This window comes from Rothia gullae (assembly GCF_024294905.1).
GTDB lineage: Bacteria > Actinomycetota > Actinomycetes > Actinomycetales > Micrococcaceae > Rothia.
In genome coordinates, this window is record NZ_JANCOC010000008.1 from 1 (window position 1) to 15,894 (window position 15,894).

15 protein-coding genes are annotated in these 15,894 nt (G+C 57.6%); 3 read left to right on the forward strand and 12 right to left on the reverse strand.

Translation table 11 applies throughout. The annotated features are described in order from the left end of the window. Positions 1–558: 558 nt before the first annotated feature. The 9 genes from rlmB to NML54_RS05905 form a co-directional block, all read right to left on the reverse strand. Positions 559–1,545, reverse strand: coding sequence for a 23S rRNA (guanosine(2251)-2'-O)-methyltransferase RlmB (rlmB, locus tag NML54_RS05865; RefSeq protein ID WP_254756585.1), 987 nt, complete (start codon positions 1,543–1,545; stop codon positions 559–561). Between the two features lie 95 nt (positions 1,546–1,640). Further along, entirely contained in the window at positions 1,641–3,059 is a 1,419-nt protein-coding gene (cysS, locus tag NML54_RS05870) for a cysteine--tRNA ligase (RefSeq protein WP_254756587.1), read from the reverse strand. 82 nt (positions 3,060–3,141) lie between these two features. Then, the gene (gene ispF / locus NML54_RS05875; RefSeq protein ID WP_254756589.1) at positions 3,142–3,624 is read right to left on the reverse strand and encodes a 2-C-methyl-D-erythritol 2,4-cyclodiphosphate synthase; all 483 of its coding nucleotides are present in this window, start codon (positions 3,622–3,624) and stop codon (positions 3,142–3,144) included. Positions 3,625–3,697: 73 nt separating this feature from the next. Continuing rightward, positions 3,698–4,438, reverse strand: a complete 741-nt coding sequence (ispD, locus tag NML54_RS05880) for a 2-C-methyl-D-erythritol 4-phosphate cytidylyltransferase (protein WP_254756591.1) — start codon at positions 4,436–4,438, stop codon at positions 3,698–3,700. A gap of 15 nt (positions 4,439–4,453) precedes the next feature. Continuing rightward, a complete protein-coding gene (locus tag NML54_RS05885; protein WP_005507150.1) occupies positions 4,454–5,137 on the reverse strand; it encodes a response regulator transcription factor in 684 nt (227 codons plus the stop codon). Positions 5,138–5,178: 41 nt separating this feature from the next. Further along, the gene (locus NML54_RS05890; RefSeq protein WP_254756593.1) at positions 5,179–6,321 is read right to left on the reverse strand and encodes a sensor histidine kinase; all 1,143 of its coding nucleotides are present in this window, start codon (positions 6,319–6,321) and stop codon (positions 5,179–5,181) included. 167 nt (positions 6,322–6,488) lie between these two features. Then, on the reverse strand, positions 6,489–7,226 hold the full coding sequence (locus tag NML54_RS05895) for a phosphoglyceromutase (RefSeq protein WP_254756595.1): 738 nt from the start codon (positions 7,224–7,226) through the stop codon (positions 6,489–6,491). Between the two features lie 220 nt (positions 7,227–7,446). After that, positions 7,447–7,764 (reverse strand): DUF2516 family protein, encoded by a 318-nt coding sequence (locus NML54_RS05900; protein ID WP_005507153.1) that lies wholly within the window; start codon positions 7,762–7,764, stop codon positions 7,447–7,449. A gap of 48 nt (positions 7,765–7,812) precedes the next feature. Further along, entirely contained in the window at positions 7,813–9,015 is a 1,203-nt protein-coding gene (locus tag NML54_RS05905; protein WP_254756597.1) for a trans-sulfuration enzyme family protein, read from the reverse strand. 159 nt (positions 9,016–9,174) lie between these two features. Between NML54_RS05905 and tmk the strand changes: the two genes are divergently transcribed. Both tmk and NML54_RS05915 read left to right on the forward strand, forming a co-directional pair. Then, on the forward strand, positions 9,175–9,891 hold the full coding sequence (gene tmk, locus NML54_RS05910; RefSeq protein ID WP_254756599.1) for a dTMP kinase: 717 nt from the start codon (positions 9,175–9,177) through the stop codon (positions 9,889–9,891). Further along, a complete protein-coding gene (locus tag NML54_RS05915; RefSeq protein ID WP_254756601.1) occupies positions 9,888–11,030 on the forward strand; it encodes a DNA polymerase III subunit delta' in 1,143 nt (380 codons plus the stop codon). The genes tmk and NML54_RS05915 overlap by 4 nt, the downstream gene beginning before the upstream one ends. A 113-nt stretch (positions 11,031–11,143) precedes the next feature. Here NML54_RS05915 and NML54_RS05920 read toward each other — a convergent pair whose 3' ends face one another. The 3 genes from NML54_RS05920 to manA form a co-directional block, all read right to left on the reverse strand. Next, entirely contained in the window at positions 11,144–12,499 is a 1,356-nt protein-coding gene (locus NML54_RS05920; RefSeq protein WP_254756603.1) for a PFL family protein, read from the reverse strand. 10 nt (positions 12,500–12,509) lie between these two features. Further along, positions 12,510–12,779 (reverse strand): ACT domain-containing protein, encoded by a 270-nt coding sequence (locus tag NML54_RS05925; protein WP_254756605.1) that lies wholly within the window; start codon positions 12,777–12,779, stop codon positions 12,510–12,512. Between the two features lie 322 nt (positions 12,780–13,101). After that, on the reverse strand, positions 13,102–14,289 hold the full coding sequence (gene manA, locus NML54_RS05930) for a mannose-6-phosphate isomerase, class I (protein ID WP_254756607.1): 1,188 nt from the start codon (positions 14,287–14,289) through the stop codon (positions 13,102–13,104). A 136-nt stretch (positions 14,290–14,425) separates the two neighbouring features. On the opposite strand from manA, the gene NML54_RS05935 reads away from it, so the two are divergent. After that, entirely contained in the window at positions 14,426–15,832 is a 1,407-nt protein-coding gene (locus NML54_RS05935) for a phosphomannomutase/phosphoglucomutase (RefSeq protein ID WP_254756609.1), read from the forward strand. Positions 15,833–15,894: the final 62 nt, after the last annotated feature.

The window sequence follows — 15,894 nt, forward strand, 5'->3', positions numbered from 1 at the left end:
AAAGCCAGTCAACCGCTTCTGACTAGGAGAAACACCGAAGAAGTTCTTCGTTTTTTCCTCCTCGCCGCGGCGACTCATACAACTATACAGACCCCTAAACACCCCCGCAACCCGAAATAGGGTGAAGTAGACCACAAATAAGGCCTCAGATAGGTTTCAAACACCCTTCCAGGTACTAAAATACCTAGTCAGTGCTTTTTATGGGTGCTAGAACTTCTTTACAAAAAGTTTAAAAACCTTCAAAACACCCCAAAAAAATCTGCAGAAGCTCCCTAATAGAGCCCATATAGAGGGGCAGAAGCCACTCAGCATCAAGAAGAGGGGAAGAGAAAACGGGAAGAAAAAATGGGATGAGGGGCTCGGCCCCTCCCCCATCTCTCCCCCATCTCTGTATCGCGGCGCTTCCCCGTTCTGCGGCCTCCCTATATATGAGCACCTACATTACCTACATATAGGGAGAGCGCAGAAGAGCATAGAAAAGGAGGGCACCCCCTCACGGGGGCACCCTCCTTGTTCAAGCTAAAGAGCTACAGTCCGTAGCCCGCAAGCTTCAAAACTCTAGTTCGCGGTAGCGCGACGACGAGAAACATCGTACAGAGTAATACCCACAGCCATCGCCGCGTTCAAAGACTCCATCGCAGAATCAATCGGAATCGACACAATCTGATCGCAGTTCTCAGTCACCAGGCGGGACAGGCCCTTACCCTCAGAACCAACCACCACGCACAGCGGCTCATTCGCAAGCTCCAGAGCCGGCAACTCAATATCACCACCGCCATCCAGACCAATCACGAAAATACCCTGCTCCTTAGCCTGCTGAATCACGCGAGTCAGATTAGTCGCCATCGCAACAGGAACACGAGCAGCTGCACCAGCACTAGTCTTCCACGCACCAGCAGTCACAGCAGCCGAACGACGCTCAGGAATAATCACGCCATCACCGCTAAACGCGGACACGCTACGAATAATCGCGCCCAGGTTACGCGGATCAGTAATACCGTCCAAAGCAACAAACAGCGGCGGAGTCGACAGCTTACCCGAGTGCCAACGCTCCATAGTATCCAGCACCAGGTCAGTCGCATCCGGGTACTTATACGGCGGAATCTGCATCGCAACACCCTGATGCACAGAACCATCAGTCAAACGATCCAGCTCGCTACGCGGAATCTCCAGCATCGGAATATTGCGCTTATTCGCAATAGTCATGATCTCGCGAACGCGGTCATCAACCTCAACACGGCTCATGATGTACAAGTGCTTCGAGGGAATCTCAGTACGCAGAGCCTCAAGCACCGCATTACGACCAGTCACCAGCTCATCGCTAGCACGCTTACCACCCAGACGAGTCTGGAACTTACGGTTCGTACCAGTAGCAGCGCGACGCTCAGCAGCACGCTTCATCTTATACGCCTTGTGATAAACGCGGTCCTCAGCCTTCGGAGTAGGCCCCTTACCCTCAAGCGCCTTACGACCGTGACCGCCAGTGCCCTTAGTAGCACCCTTCTTCTTGCTGGTAGCGCCCGGGCGCGAACCTGCCTTAGCCATTCTTCTCTTCCTTCGTCAAAGTAATGAATACGAGTCTACGCGAGAGAAACCCGCGCGACCTAAGCCTTACGCACAAACGCGTGGCACATCACCCTCTAGCCAACGCTCCAGCTCGAACCATTCGCGCCATCCTTCACCTGCACACCAGCAGACGCCAACAGATCACGCATCGCATCAGCCTTCGCCCAATCCTTCTGAGCACGAGCATCAGCACGCTCCGCCAACACCGCCTGAATCAGTGCATCCAGAGCCTCATGCTCAGCACCCGAAGTGCCCTCAGCGTTAAAACTCATCAGCTGAGCCAAACCCAGAACCTCAGCCATAGCCATCACAGCATTCGCCGCCTCCGAAGCATCCTCACCGGCAGCAAGCGCCGCATTACCCGCACGAGTCTGCTCATGCAGAACCGCCAAAGCACGCGGAATATTCACGTCATCATCCATAGCCTCAGCAAAAGCCTCCGGAACCTCACGACCCGGCTTCAGCACATCCTGAGTTGCAGCAAGGAACGCCTCAACACGCTCAATAGCAGTTGCCGCCTCCTGTAAAGACGACGGACGGTAATCAAGAATCGAACGGTAATGCGCACTACCCAGGTAATAGCGAACCACCAGCGGACGAGCCATCTGCAGCATCTGCGCCGGCGAAATCGTATTACCGATAGACTTCGACATCTTCTCACCCTCATAGGTGACCATGCCGTTATGCATCCAGAAGTTCGCGAAATCATCGCCAGCAGCAGTCGACTGCGCCAGCTCATTCTCATGGTGCGGGAAACGCAAATCCAAACCGCCACCGTGAATATCGAAACGCGAACCCAAATACTTACCAGCCATCGCCGAGCACTCCAGATGCCAGCCCGGACGGCCGCGACCCCACGGAGACTCCCACGAAGCAGTCAGCGGCTCACCCTCCTTATAACCCTTCCACAGGGCAAAATCGCGAGGGTCACGCTTACCGCGTGGATCAGCATCCACAGAATCCTGCATATCCTCAACGCTCTGATTCGTCAGCGCACCATACTTACCCCAGGAACGCACATCAAAATACACGTCACCAGAATCATCCAGCGCAGGATACGCGTGACCACGATCAATCAGACGCTGAATCAGAGCAAACATCTCCGGAATATGACCGGTCGCACGCGGCTCATACGTCGGCGGATCAATACCCAACGCCGCATACGCCTGAGCAAAAACCTTCTCAAAACGATACGCGAGCGCCCACCACTGCTCACTCGGGAACTCACCCTCAAAACCGGGCTCCATAGAATCAGCAGACTTCGCCAAAATCTTGTCATCAATATCAGTGACATTACGGACCGTCGTCACCTTCAAACCGCGGTAACTCATCCAACGGCTCAACTGGTCAAAAACCAACGCCGAACGGATATGGCCCAGATGCGGTTCACCCTGCACCGTAGCACCACAATAATAGATACGCGCCTCACCGGGCACGACGGGCTCAAACTCGCGAATAGTCGCGGAAGCTGAATCATAAAAACGCATAGTCACACTCTCATTCTACGGGGTCGGCTCGGACGCCGGGGCGGTAAATCAGCGATAGGTTACAGAATGGCTCGAAGCAGCCAAACACCTACGGGCGCGGGTACACCAGCGCCGTCGCAATAGCAGCCACCCCCTCGCCGCGGCCCGTCAAACCCAAACCATCAGTAGTCGTCGCAATCACCGTCACCGGAGCACCCGCCGCCTCGCTCAGCACGCGGTTCGCCTCATCACGGCGCGGAGAGAACTTCGGGCGGTTACCCACCAGCTGAACGCTCACATTACCAATCTCAAAACCAGCAGCACGCACAATCGCCGCAGCCTCAGAAAGAATACGAACACCAGAAGCGCCCTTCATATCTGGGCGGTCCACACCAAAATTAGAGCCCAAATCCCCCGTGCCGGAGGCGGCAAAAAGAGCATCCGCGGCAGCATGAGCCACCACATCACCATCAGAATGGCCGCTCAAACCACGCTCACCCGGCCAATGCAGACCAGCAATATACAGAGGAGTGCTCTCCTCACCAAAAGCGTGGACATCAACACCGGTACCAACACGAGGAATAACAGTCATCACAGGACCCTTCAATCAATCAAACATCTTCTCAGCAGCAACGCCTCCGCAAAAGAGGCGTTAGGCGGCAGGGTTAGGTAGCAGAATCACCAAACAGCGCGCGAGCAACCCGCAAATCCATCGGAGTCGTCACCTTAAATGCATCCGCATCACCGGCAACCGTCAACACCGGCTCACCCGCCGCCTCCATCGCCATCGCATCATCAGTCAACAGCTCAGCCTCCTCATCAGGCAGGGAACGGCTACGCTCATGCGCCGCCAACAAGGCAGCCACCTCAAACCCCTGAGGAGTCTGCACCGCACGCATCTGCGCACGCGAAGGAGTACCCGTCACCAAACCAGCAGAATCCACAGTCTTCACCGTATCCACCACCGGCAACACAGGAATCACCGCACGCACAACACCCTGCGGGCTCTCAGAACCCAAACCCTCAAGCACGCGGTGATACACCTGCGGCGGAGTAAAAGCACGAGCGCAATCATGAATCAGCACATAATCCACCGGAACCTGTGCATCCTTCAAAGCATCCAACGCCGCAACCACCGAAGCAGTACGCGTATCACCACCGGCAGTAATCAACGCACCGGCACGGCGGGCATCCTCCAAAAGCTCCGGGCAACTCACCGAACAATCAGCAGGAACAGTCACCACCACATGCTCAGCAACACCCGAAGCGAGCGCACCCTCCAACGCATAATCCAGCAAAGTACGACCATGCACACGCACAGCAGCCTTCGGGATCGGCTCACCCAGGCGAGTACCCGAACCAGCCGCCAAAACAATCACAGCAGTATTCGCCGCAGAAGAACTCATCAGTCTCAAGCCCGCCTACGCCTCGAACTTATAGCCCAAGCCGCGAACCGTCACCACATACTGCGGGGCAGAAGAATCCGGCTCAATCTTCGAACGCAGACGCTTAATATGCACATCCAGGGTCTTCGTATCACCCACATAGTCGGCACCCCACACGCGCTCAATCAGCTGGCCACGAGTCATCACACGACCCACATTGCGCAGCAGAATCTCCAGGAGCTCAAACTCCTTCAACGGCATAGAAATCTCTTCACCATTAACCGTCACCACATGGCGGTCAATGTCCATACGCACCGGGCCGCCCTGCAGCACCGACTCAGTAGCAGAATCAGTCTCCGCCGAACGACGACGCAACACCGCGCGGATACGAGCAATCAGCTCACGCGCAGAATACGGCTTCGTCACATAGTCATCAGCGCCCAGTTCCAGACCCAGCACCTTATCCAGCTCAGAATCCTTAGCGGTCAGCATGATAATCGGGACCGAAGACACCTCACGCAGCTTACGGCACACCTCCATACCGGACATGCCCGGAAGCATCACATCCAGCAGCACCAAATCCGCGCCCTCGCGGTCAAACACCGGCAGAGCATCCAAACCGTTATCCACAACAATCGTCTGGAAACCCTCACGACCCAGCAAAAATGCAAGGGGATCCGAGAGGGCCTCTTCGTCCTCAACAATCAGAATTTTAGACATCAATAACTTCCTTCGATTCCATAAAACCTACACCGCTAACACTACACTGCGGCCGGAGGCTCATTCAGCGGCAACGCCAACGTAAACGTCGAGCCCTCCTGCGGCATCGACCGAACCGTCACGCTACCACCGTGCTGAGTCATCACATGCTTCACAATACTCAAGCCCAAACCAGTGCCGCCCGTCTGACGCGAACGAGCCGGATCAACCCGGTAAAAACGCTCAAAAATACGCTTCTGCTCGTCCTCCGGGATACCCACGCCCTGATCAGCAACCTCAACCAGCAGCTGATCAGCCACACGGTGCACCCAAATATCCACCTTCGTATGCTCCGGCGAATAACGCACCGCGTTCTCCACCAGGTTCTGCACAGCAATACCGAGCAGCTCGGCATCACCGTACACCTCGGGAACCTCCTCGATGCGGGTAGAAATCTGAATGTCCTTCTCCTCCGCCACAATATGCGAACGATCCACCGCATCAGCCACCAAAGAAGGCACCGACACCGGACCACCACGCGCAATCACATCGGTCGACTGCAGACGCGAAAGCTCAATAATGTCACGCACCAGCGCAGACAGGCGGCGCGTCTCCTTATGAAGACGCCCCACAAAATACTCAATCGCCTCCGGGTCATCACTCGCCTGCTCAATAGCCTCAGCCAACAGACTCACCGCACCCACCGGAGTCTTCAACTCATGCGACACATTCGCCACAAAATCATTACGCATACGCTGCACACGAGAAATTTCAGTGCGGTCATCCGCAAGCACCAAAATGTACTCGTCCCCCAGCGAAGCAACACGCACATCCAAGACCAGCGCCTCACCCTCACCGCGGTCAATCTCAAAAGTACGCTCCGCAAAAATACCGCGATGACGCACCGTGCGAATCATATCCGCCAACTCATCAGACGCTACCGTATGACCACGCACCAAACCCATCGCATACGCACCCGGAGAAGCCTGAACCACGCCGCCCACCTCATCAATCACCAGGTAGGCGCGACCAATCACAGCAAGCACCTGAGCGGCACCATCACGCAGCGCCGGCGCCGACACCAAACTACGCTCCTGCTCCCGTTCACTACGCACCACCGCGTTCATGCTCAGAACGCCCACCAGCAGACCTATCATGCCTGCAATAAAGGCAATCAGACCGGCATCCATGTACTTCCCTTCCATTCGGGTACCCCATAAGTATAAATGTGGCGGATACCCAGCACTCAGAAGAGCACCCGTCTTCTCAGGCAGGCTCCCCGCGCAGAAACCCTGCCGAGAACGCAATGAGCCGCCCACCTCAACGGTGGGCGGCTCATCACAATGACAGGGGTGAAACCCTGCCGGAGGTATTACTTACCCTGGTTTGCCACGGCAGCAATAGCGTCCTTAGCAGCCTCGGGGTCCAGGTACTCGCCGGGCTTGACGGGCTGGAAGTTCTCATCCAGCTCGTAGTACAGCGGAATACCGGTGGGGATGTTCAGACCAGCAATGTCCTCATCGGAAATACCCTCGAGGTGCTTGACCAGCGAACGCAGGGAGTTACCGTGTGCAGCAACCAGAACGGTCTTACCTGCTGCGAGGTCGGGCTTGATGTCCGACTCCCAATAGGGAAGCATACGGCCCAGAACGTCCTTCAGGCACTCGGTGCGAGGAGCGTTCTCAACATCCGCGTAGCGGGGGTCGTTTGCCTGCGAGTAGGGGTCGTTGTCATCCAGCGGGGGCGGCGGAACGTCGTAGGAACGACGCCAAGTCATGAACTTCTCGTCGCCGTATTCCTCGCGGATCTCGGACTTGTTCTTACCCTGCAGAGCACCGTAGTGACGCTCGTTCAGGCGCCAGGTGCGCTTGACGGGAATCCACAGACGGTCTGCTGCATCCAGTGCAAGGTTTGCGGTGTTGATTGCGCGACGCTGCAGGGAGGTGTGAACAACATCGGGGAGGATGCTGCGCTCTGCCAGCAGCTCGCCGCCGCGCTTAGCCTCAGCGCGGCCCTTATCGGTCAGGTTAACGTCCACCCAGCCGGTGAACAGGTTCTTCTCGTTCCACTCGGACTGGCCGTGGCGCAGGAGTACTAGTTTGTAAGTCATACCTCTATTTTTTCATTTACCCGCCGGTTTGTCATGCCTCAAGGCCTAGAACATATGCATTCTCCCAAAAATTTATAAAGGTCTTTTGTACCAGAACGAAAGGCTCAAAAACCCCTCCAGAAAAGGGAAAAGCCCCGCACACCATCCGACCGGGATAAACCCATCAGACAGCGCGCGAGGCTTCACCATCTATCGCCCAAAGCGAGTGCAAAAGCTAACGCTAGAAACGGCGGCGACCCACCGAAGGCCACACACCAGCCAGGAACACGCAGCTAATCACAGCAGCAACCAGCTGAAGAATCAGCACAGTATTACCGCCGCCAGTCACCGCAGCAAAAACGCTAAACAGCGACACCGCAGCAGAACCACCGGTCAAAGCCAGCCACGTGTTCTTCGGGCGCTTACCGGCAAAATCGTACGCGTTCGCCGGAGACATCCACGCACGCACAAAAGCCAGCACACCAACCGCAGCACCAGCGATAGCCAGCAGCGTATCAACAAAAGTGGTCACATACCAGACCAGCAGAATAGGAGACATAGTATTCCTTAGAATCAGCAGCTTCTCTAGACAACCCTAGCAAAGCGCTTAGCGGACAACCTTAAAGGCCTCAACCAAGTCATTGTAAAGGTCATCCACGTTCTCAATACCCACCGACAGGCGCAGCAGAGACTCCGGAATCGAATCCGGCTCGTTACCGTGGCGACGACGACGCTCCACCAGAGACTCCACGCCGCCCAGAGAGGTTGCCGGGGTCCACAGCTTCAACGCCTCCACAACGTTACGGGCACCCTGAGCATCCGTATCCAGGGTAACGCACAAAATCGCACCGAAACCGTCCATCTGCTTCTTCGCAACCTCGTGACCGCGGTCGCTCTCCAGACCCGGGTAACGCACCTCAGTCACGAAGGGGTGCTCACTCAGACGCTCTGCAAGAACCTGCGCGTTCTGCACCGCACGCTCCACGCGTAGCGCCAGGGTGCGCAGACCGCGCAAACCAAGCCACGCCTCCACCGGACCGGGGATTGCGCCGTTGGTGATGCGGTGGTGACGCATCGCCTTGTACAGTTCCTCATTCGAGGTCAGGGTCATACCCAGCAGAACATCAGAGTGGCCCGCAAGGAACTTCGTCGCGGAGTGAACCACTACGTCTGCACCCAAATCTAGAGGACGCTGCAGAATCGGGGTTGCGAAGGTGTTATCCACCGCGGTCACAATGCCCAGGCGGCGAGCAGCAGAAAGCAGGGCAGGCAGGTCAGCAACCTCAAGCATCGGGTTCGTGGGGCTCTCCAGCCACGCCAGGACCTTCGGCTCCGAGTAGTTCACGTTCTCCGGGGTCACGCCGGTGCGGGATGCGGCGTCCTCCATAGCGGCGATAACGCTCTCGGTGTCTTCGATGTCCACGCGAACGAGCTCAATGATGCCGCGGCGCTCCAAATCCTTGCACAGGGTCACCGACGCCATGTATGCGTGCTTCGGAATCAGAACAATGGAACCAACCGGCACCAGGTCAATCACAGCAGCGACAGCAGCCATACCGGAGGGGAACAGCAGACCGGGCTGGGTAGCGTTCTCCAGCTTCGCCACAACCTCTTCCATGCCCTCCCAAGTGGGGTTCGAGAAGCGGGCGTACACGCGATCCTGCTCAATATTGACGGCGTCCACACCGCGGTAGGTGGAAGAAAGAACGATCGGAGGGTTCACCGGCGCGTCATGCTCGTGTGCCGGGCGGCCGCCAGAGACGACGAAGGTCTCTGCGGAGTAATTCATGTCGTGGTTATCTGCACTCATGTCTTTAAGACTGGCACACCCGCGCCCAGAACGCACGCCCGCACGGGTAACAGTACGCAGGATTTATATGTTTTTTACCTTGATACGCGCTCAATCCCACGCGGAGGTATCACCAAAACCCCACCGGTGCAGCTAAGAGACCCGGTACCCTTAAGGGTGATGGATACTCTCAGCTACACCCCCGATGCGCAGAATCTTCCCGCCGACCCGACCGGTCGCCGCGGGCTTTTTATCGTGGTCGAAGGAGGCGACGGTGCTGGCAAAACCACCCAGCTCTCCCTGCTGAATGAAGCACTCAGCGCCCGCGGATACCGTGTCATCACCACCCGCGAACCAGGCGGCACCGAGATCGGCGAGAAGCTGCGCGCCCTCGTCCTGGAAGCAGGTCAGGGCACCATTGACGACCGCACCGAGGCGCTAATCTTTGCGGCATCCCGCGCAGCTCACGCCTCCCAGTTGATTCGTCCGGCGCTCGCTGAGGGCACCATCGTGCTCAGCGACCGCTATATTGATTCTTCCGCCGCGTACCAGGGTGTTGGCCGTAATCTGGGTATTGAAACCATCGTCGATTTGAGCCGCTGGGCCACCGCCGACCTGGTTCCCGACGCGACCCTATTGTTGAGTGTGCCATTGAGCGCCGAGCAGGAGCGCATGGACCAACGCGGCACCGTCGACCGTATTGAGGCTGAAGGCACCGCGTTCAAGGCCCGCATTCACGGTGCGTTCGAGCAAATCGCCCGCGAGGACGCTAACGGTTCGCACCGCATCATTGATGGTGTGGGCACGATTGAGCAGGTACACGCGCGCGTGTTCGAGGTGATTGAACCTCTGCTTGCCGCCCGCGAGCTGGTCCGCACCGGTAAGGAGGACTCATGAGCCTCTGGGATACCCTGCTGATTCCCTCCGATAAGCTCCAGCAACTACGCACGGATGCCGCCGCCAACCGCCCCACGCACGCTTGGCTTTTCACGGGTGCGACCGGTGCGCCTCACCGTCAGGCTGCAAAAATTTTCGCTGCCGCACTGCTGTGCGAGCAACCCGACCCGCAGAACCGTGGATGCGGTCTGTGCAAGGGCTGCGTGACCGTCATGAACGGTTCGCACGCAGATTTTACGCACTTTAGTACCGAGGCGACGCACATCACCATTGATGAGGCACGTGAGCTGGTCATGAAAGCTCAGGACCGCCCGACTGTGGGTCGCTGGCGCGTAATTTTAGTCGAGGACACCGAGCGCATGCCGGAGCGTACCTCCAATGTGTTGTTGAAGGCGATTGAGGAGCCGCCGCCGCATACGATTTGGTTGTTGACGGCACCCTCCCCCACCGATGTGCTGGTGACGATTCGTTCGCGGTGCCGTCCGGTGCAGTTGCCGGTTCCTACCGATGCGCAGGTGCACGAGTATTTGCTGGCGCACGGTTTGGTGGATCCTTTGGCGCAGCGTGCGGCACGTCTGGCTCTGGGTGATGCGCAGGAGGGGTACCGTTTGGCGACCGATGAGCGTGCGATGGCTCGTCGTGAGTTGATTACCTCCCTGATTCTGAATGTTCGTTCTATTTCTTCGGCTTTCAACGCAGCTGAGAAGCTCACCGACCTTGCCGACCAGGACGCACAGGCTGTCTCCGCTCTCAAGGATGAGCAGGAACGCCAGGAGCTTCTGGCTCTGCTGGGTATTCGCGAGGGTGAGCGTGTTTCGCCGTCCTTGCGAGCGCAGGTTCGCCGCCTGGAGGAGCAACAGAAGCGCCGCGCTAAGCGTGTTTCCTCCGATACGCTGTTGCGTTCCGTGGCGCAGGTTCAGACGGTTCTGCGTGATGCGTTGACGGTGGCTCTGTCGGCGCAGGCTCCGTTGGTCAATGAGCATTTACGTGAGCCTCTGGAGGCGTTCTGCACCCGCCGTTCTGCCCAGCAGCTGCTGGAGGATGTGCAAGCGGTCGAGCTGACTCTGCGTCGTCTGCGGACAAACGCGAATGCGCGTTTGGCGCTTGAGGCATTGATGAGCCGCTTCGTGTATCAGTAGTTTCTTGGTAGCTCATACAGCAAAAAAGGGGAGGCACCGAAGAGATGATCTTCGGCTCCTCCCCTTTTTCTGTTGGTTCTCAGTGCCCCTAGAGTTTAATTACGGAATCGAGCTTAGTTGCGGAAACCGTGAACCGGCGACGGAATACGACCGCAGCGGGCGATGAACGCCTCCGCGCTGGGGGTGTGGGTGGGCATGACGGGTGCGCGACCGAGCAGGCCACCGAATTCGACCATGTCGCCTACGCCCAGGCCGACCGCCGGGATGACGCGGACCGCGGTGGTCTTGTGGTTCATCACGCCGATTGCTGCCTCGTCGGCAATCATTGCGGCGAGGGTGGCGGCGGGGGTGTCGCCGGGAACCGCGACCATGTCCAGGCCGACGGAGCAGATGGCGGTCATCGCTTCGAGCTTGTCCAGGGTAATGTGTCCGGCGGCTGCGGATTCAATCATGCCGATGTCCTCAGAGATCGGGATGAAGGAACCGGAGAGGCCACCGACGTTCGAGCAGGCCATGAGGCCGCCCTTCTTCACCGCATCGTTGAGCAGCGCAAGTGCCGCAACGGTGCCGTGGGTACCGACGGTTTCCAGACCCATCTCTTCGAGGATGTGCGCGACCGAGTCGCCAATCTCTGCGGTGGGGGCCAGTGAGAGGTCAATAATGTTGAAGGGTACGCCCAGACGCTCGGAGGCAAGGGTACCGACCAGCTGACCAACGCGGGTAATCTTGAAGGCTGCCTTTTTGATTTCTTCGGCGCAGGTGTCGAAGGATTCGCCGCGGACCTTCTGCAGGGCGCGGTGTACCACGCCGGGACCGGAGACACCTACGGAGATGGTGGTGTCTGCCTCCTGCACGCCGTGGAATGCGCCCGCCATGAAGGGGTTGTCGCTGACGGCGTTCGCGAAGACGACGAGCTTGGCGCAACCGAAGCCGTGTGCGTCGGCGGTCAGGTCTGCGGTGGCGCGGATGGTTTCGCCCATGAGTTTGACGGCGCTCATATTGATGCCGGCGCGGGATGAGCCGATATCCACGGATGAGCAGACCACGTCGGTTTCTGCGAGCGCTCGCGGGATGGAGCGAATCAGCTTTTCGTCGGCGGGGGTCATGCCCTTGTCGACGAGGGCGCTAAAGCCTCCGACGAAGTTCACGCCGACTGCTTTGGCAGTTGCGTCGAGGGTGCGAGCGAATTCTACGTAGTCTTCATCATTGGAGGCGCCTGCCACCAGCGCGATGGGTGTGACGGCGATACGCTTGTTGACAATCGGGATGCCGAGCTCAGCTTCGATACCTTCGCAGACGCTGACGAGGTTTGCAGCGCAGCTGGTGATTTTGTCGTAGATTTTGCGGCGGGCTACCTCGCCGTCAGAGTCGGCGCAGTCGAGCAGGGAGATACCCATAGTGACGGTGCGAATGTCGAGCTTCTGCTCCTCGATCATTTGGATGGTTTCTAAAATGTTGGTGTTGCGCATAAGTGGAGCCTTAGATGGTGTGCATTGCCTTGAAGATGGATTCTGCCTGGATGCGAATCTGCACCTTCTGTTCGTGCTCGACACCAATCATGGCTTCCTGCAAGTCGATGAGGTTCTGCTGCGCTTCGTCGAAGGAGCAGTGCATAATCATGGTGAAGTATTCGCCCATAATGGTCTGGGAGACGTCGAGGACGTTGACCTTACGCTCGGCGAGGGTTGCGGTCACGGCGGCGATAATGCCTTCGTGGTCGATACCTGTGACGGTGAGGATGATCTTCACGGTGTTCTCCTAGCGGTTTGGGGTTGCGTACCTGAGGAAGAGGTGCATAAAGGCACAGGTAAACGCATATTTATAAGACCAATTATAGGTTACTTAGAACACATTCTGTAGGGTCAACACAAAAAGCCCCTCCCACCGAGCATCGGGGGAATAAAAAATCCACGTACCCTCACCTTATTCCAAGGTACGAAAGAACGTGGATTCTTTATGAGTATCATTAGCGGAGCGATCTCTTTTGAATGCTCCATTTACCTGTCTAGATTTGAGTGTCTAGTGACACTTCCCAGACGCAACGCCTAGAGGTAAGACCCAAATATTAAACCTAAACGTAAGAAGCGATGTACAGCTCACCGCTACCGCTCAGGGTTGCCGCCGAGGGCTCACCCACGTGCAGTACCGACTCGGTGGCACCCAGAACGAACTCTTCGGTGCCGTTGCCGTCTGCCGCGTGAATGGTGACTTCACCGGATACGCTCAGCGCGGCGCTAATGCCTTCGAAGGTGTAATCCTGCGGCTTGCCCTCTTCAACGCGGATGCGGGTCACGCTCATGCGCTGATCCCACATAGCGTAGGTGCCCACAGGCGCGTTCTCGGGGGTGGGGCGCTGGATGACGGGTGCGTCCTGGCTTTCGCCGAGAACCTTAATGAGCTCCTCAGTGTCGATGTGCTTTGCGGTCAGGCCCGCGCGCATCACGTTATCGGAGGGGTTCATCAGCTCAATAGCAGTACCGGAGACGTAGGCGTGTACCTGGCCGTCGGGGGTGAATGCAGATTCGCCCGGGGCCAGGTGTACCAGGTTCATGACGAAGGCGACGAGCAGACCGCGGTCACCTGGGTACTTGCCGGCAACAATCTGCACGAGCTCAGCTGCGTTAGCAATAGCAGCGTTTTCAGAGCCGGTCAGCTGTGCCGCCGCCTCGACAAGCTGCTCAACAGCCGCGGTGGCGGTCTCTTCGGGCATGCGAATAATCTCGGTCAGCAGCTGCTTGGGGGTGAGCTCTACACGTTCTGCCAGCCAGTCGGCCTTGAACGCCTCAGCCAGCTCTGCCAGCTGCTCGGAGGTGCGCACACCGGTCAGCACGCGCATCGGGGTCAATGCAATGACGGTTTCAGGCTTGGAGTAGCGGTCCTTGTAGTTGCGGTGCGGCGCGTCAATCGCGATGCCGCGTGCCTGCTCATCCTCGAAGCCGGCAATAGCCTGTTCGGGGGTGGGGTGCACCTGAATCGACAGGGGTGCATCAATCGCAAGGATCTTAAAGAGGAAGGGGAACCAGTCGGAGGTACGGTCCGGGCGCAAGAAACGGGAGGGTTCAGCCTGGATTAGCTCGTTGAGCGGGGACTCGGTGCCGTCAACGGTCGCACGGGAGGGCGCAGCCGGATGCGCGCCAACCCACACCTCAGCCTCGGGCTGTTCGGTGGGGACGGGCACGCCACGCATGCGTCCGAGAATTTCGCGCGAACCCCACGCATAATTCTGAATTTGGTTTTTTAGGGAAAAAATCTCACCCATGGGGGAAAATACCTCTCGACGTGAGTTATTTGAAGTAAGTGACGTAATAAAAAACCATACATTCAGCGGAATTTATAAGGTTTTACCTGCCCATTATAGAGGCTAGTTGCACTTCTTTACCGCTAAAATAAAAGGCGTGACTACTATTAATCTACATGACTCGTTCAAAGCGTACGACGTGCGTGGCATCGTCGGCGAAACCATTACCGCAGAGACTGTTCGCGCTACTGGCGCAGCTTTCGTAGACGTTCTCGGTCTGGAGGGCCAGACCATTCTGATCGGTGGCGATATGCGCCCCTCCTCCCCCGAATTCATGGATGCATTCGCCCAAGGTGCAACCGCTCGCGGTGCAAATGTTGAGAAGATTGGCCTGATCTCGACTGACGTTCTGTACTTCGCATGTGGCGTAGAGAATGCTGCCGGTGTTACCTTCACCGCTAGCCACAACCCCGCAGAGTACAACGGCATGAAGATGTCCAAGGCTGGCGCTGTTCCGCTGTCTTCCGAGTCTGGTCTGTTCGATATTCGCGACCTGGCCCAGAAGTACCTGGATTCGGGTGAGATTCCTTCGGTGGAGAAGGTCGGCACCGTTTCTGAGAAGGACGTCCTCAAGCCCTACGCAGAGTACCTGCGCAAGCTGGTGGATCTGTCTTCCATCCGCCCCCTGAAGGTTGTTGTTGACGCTGGTAACGGCATGGGTGGTATGACCACTCCCGCTGTTCTGGGCGACACTATCCTGCCGGGCCTGCCCCTGGAAATCGTTCCCCTGTATTTCGAGCTGGACGGTACCTTCCCGAACCACCCGGCTAACCCGCTGGAGCCGGCTAACCTGGTTGACCTGCAGAAGGCTGTCGTTGAGCACGGTGCTGACATTGGTCTGGCATTTGACGGCGATGCTGACCGTTGCTTCGTCATCGATGAGAAGGGTGAGCCCGTCACCCCTTCGGCTGTGACTGCTCTGGTTGCTGAGCGCGAGATTGCTCGTGCGAAGGCAGAAGGTAACGAAGAGCCCGTCATCATCTACAACCTGATCACCTCGAAGGCTGTTCCTGAGCTGGTTGAGAAGCTGGGCGGCCGCGCAGTGAAGACCCGCGTGGGCCACTCCTTCATCAAGGCTGTTATGGCGGAGGAGAACGGCGTTTTCGGTGGCGAGCACTCCGCTCACTACTACTTCAAGGACTTCTTCAATGCAGACACCGGCATGCTCGCTGCAATGCACGTGCTGGCTGCTCTGGGTGGTAGCAATCAGCCTCTCTCCGAGATTAGCGCGAAGTACTCCCCGTACGTTGCTTCCGGTGAGATCAACTCCGAGCTGGAAGACAAGGCTGCCGCTGTGGACCGCGTGCGTGCACACTACGCTAACGCTCCCGTGGTTGTTGAGGACTCCGACGGCACCACTTTCACCAACACCGAAGAGGGTTGGTGGGTTAACCTGCGTCCTTCGAACACTGAGCCTTTCCTGCGTCTGAACCTTGAGGCACCGGATGTTGCGACTATGGAGCGCGTCCGCGACGAGGTTCTAGCTCTGGTTCGCCAGGGCTAAACACTAGCTAGCTACTAAAGATTCCACCCCGCAGATTATTTCTGCGGGGTGGGATCTTTTAT

Bases quoted from the DNA above. Each gene is read 5' to 3' on its own strand.
- manA (WP_254756607.1), bottom strand. From the start codon at position 14,289: ATGGGTGAGATTTTTTCCCTAAAAAACCAAATTCAGAATTATGCGTGG.
- ispD (WP_254756591.1), bottom strand. From the start codon at position 4,438: ATGAGTTCTTCTGCGGCGAATACTGCTGTGATTGTTTTGGCGGCTGGT.
- NML54_RS05885 (WP_005507150.1), bottom strand. From the start codon at position 5,137: ATGTCTAAAATTCTGATTGTTGAGGACGAAGAGGCCCTCTCGGATCCC.
- ispF (WP_254756589.1), bottom strand. From the start codon at position 3,624: ATGACTGTTATTCCTCGTGTTGGTACCGGTGTTGATGTCCACGCTTTT.
- NML54_RS05895 (WP_254756595.1), bottom strand. From the start codon at position 7,226: ATGACTTACAAACTAGTACTCCTGCGCCACGGCCAGTCCGAGTGGAAC.
- tmk (WP_254756599.1), top strand. From the start codon at position 9,175: ATGGATACTCTCAGCTACACCCCCGATGCGCAGAATCTTCCCGCCGAC.
- NML54_RS05920 (WP_254756603.1), bottom strand. From the start codon at position 12,499: ATGCGCAACACCAACATTTTAGAAACCATCCAAATGATCGAGGAGCAG.
- NML54_RS05905 (WP_254756597.1), bottom strand. From the start codon at position 9,015: ATGAGTGCAGATAACCACGACATGAATTACTCCGCAGAGACCTTCGTC.
- NML54_RS05915 (WP_254756601.1), top strand. From the start codon at position 9,888: ATGAGCCTCTGGGATACCCTGCTGATTCCCTCCGATAAGCTCCAGCAA.
- NML54_RS05890 (WP_254756593.1), bottom strand. From the start codon at position 6,321: ATGGAAGGGAAGTACATGGATGCCGGTCTGATTGCCTTTATTGCAGGC.
- NML54_RS05900 (WP_005507153.1), bottom strand. From the start codon at position 7,764: ATGTCTCCTATTCTGCTGGTCTGGTATGTGACCACTTTTGTTGATACG.
- rlmB (WP_254756585.1), bottom strand. From the start codon at position 1,545: ATGGCTAAGGCAGGTTCGCGCCCGGGCGCTACCAGCAAGAAGAAGGGT.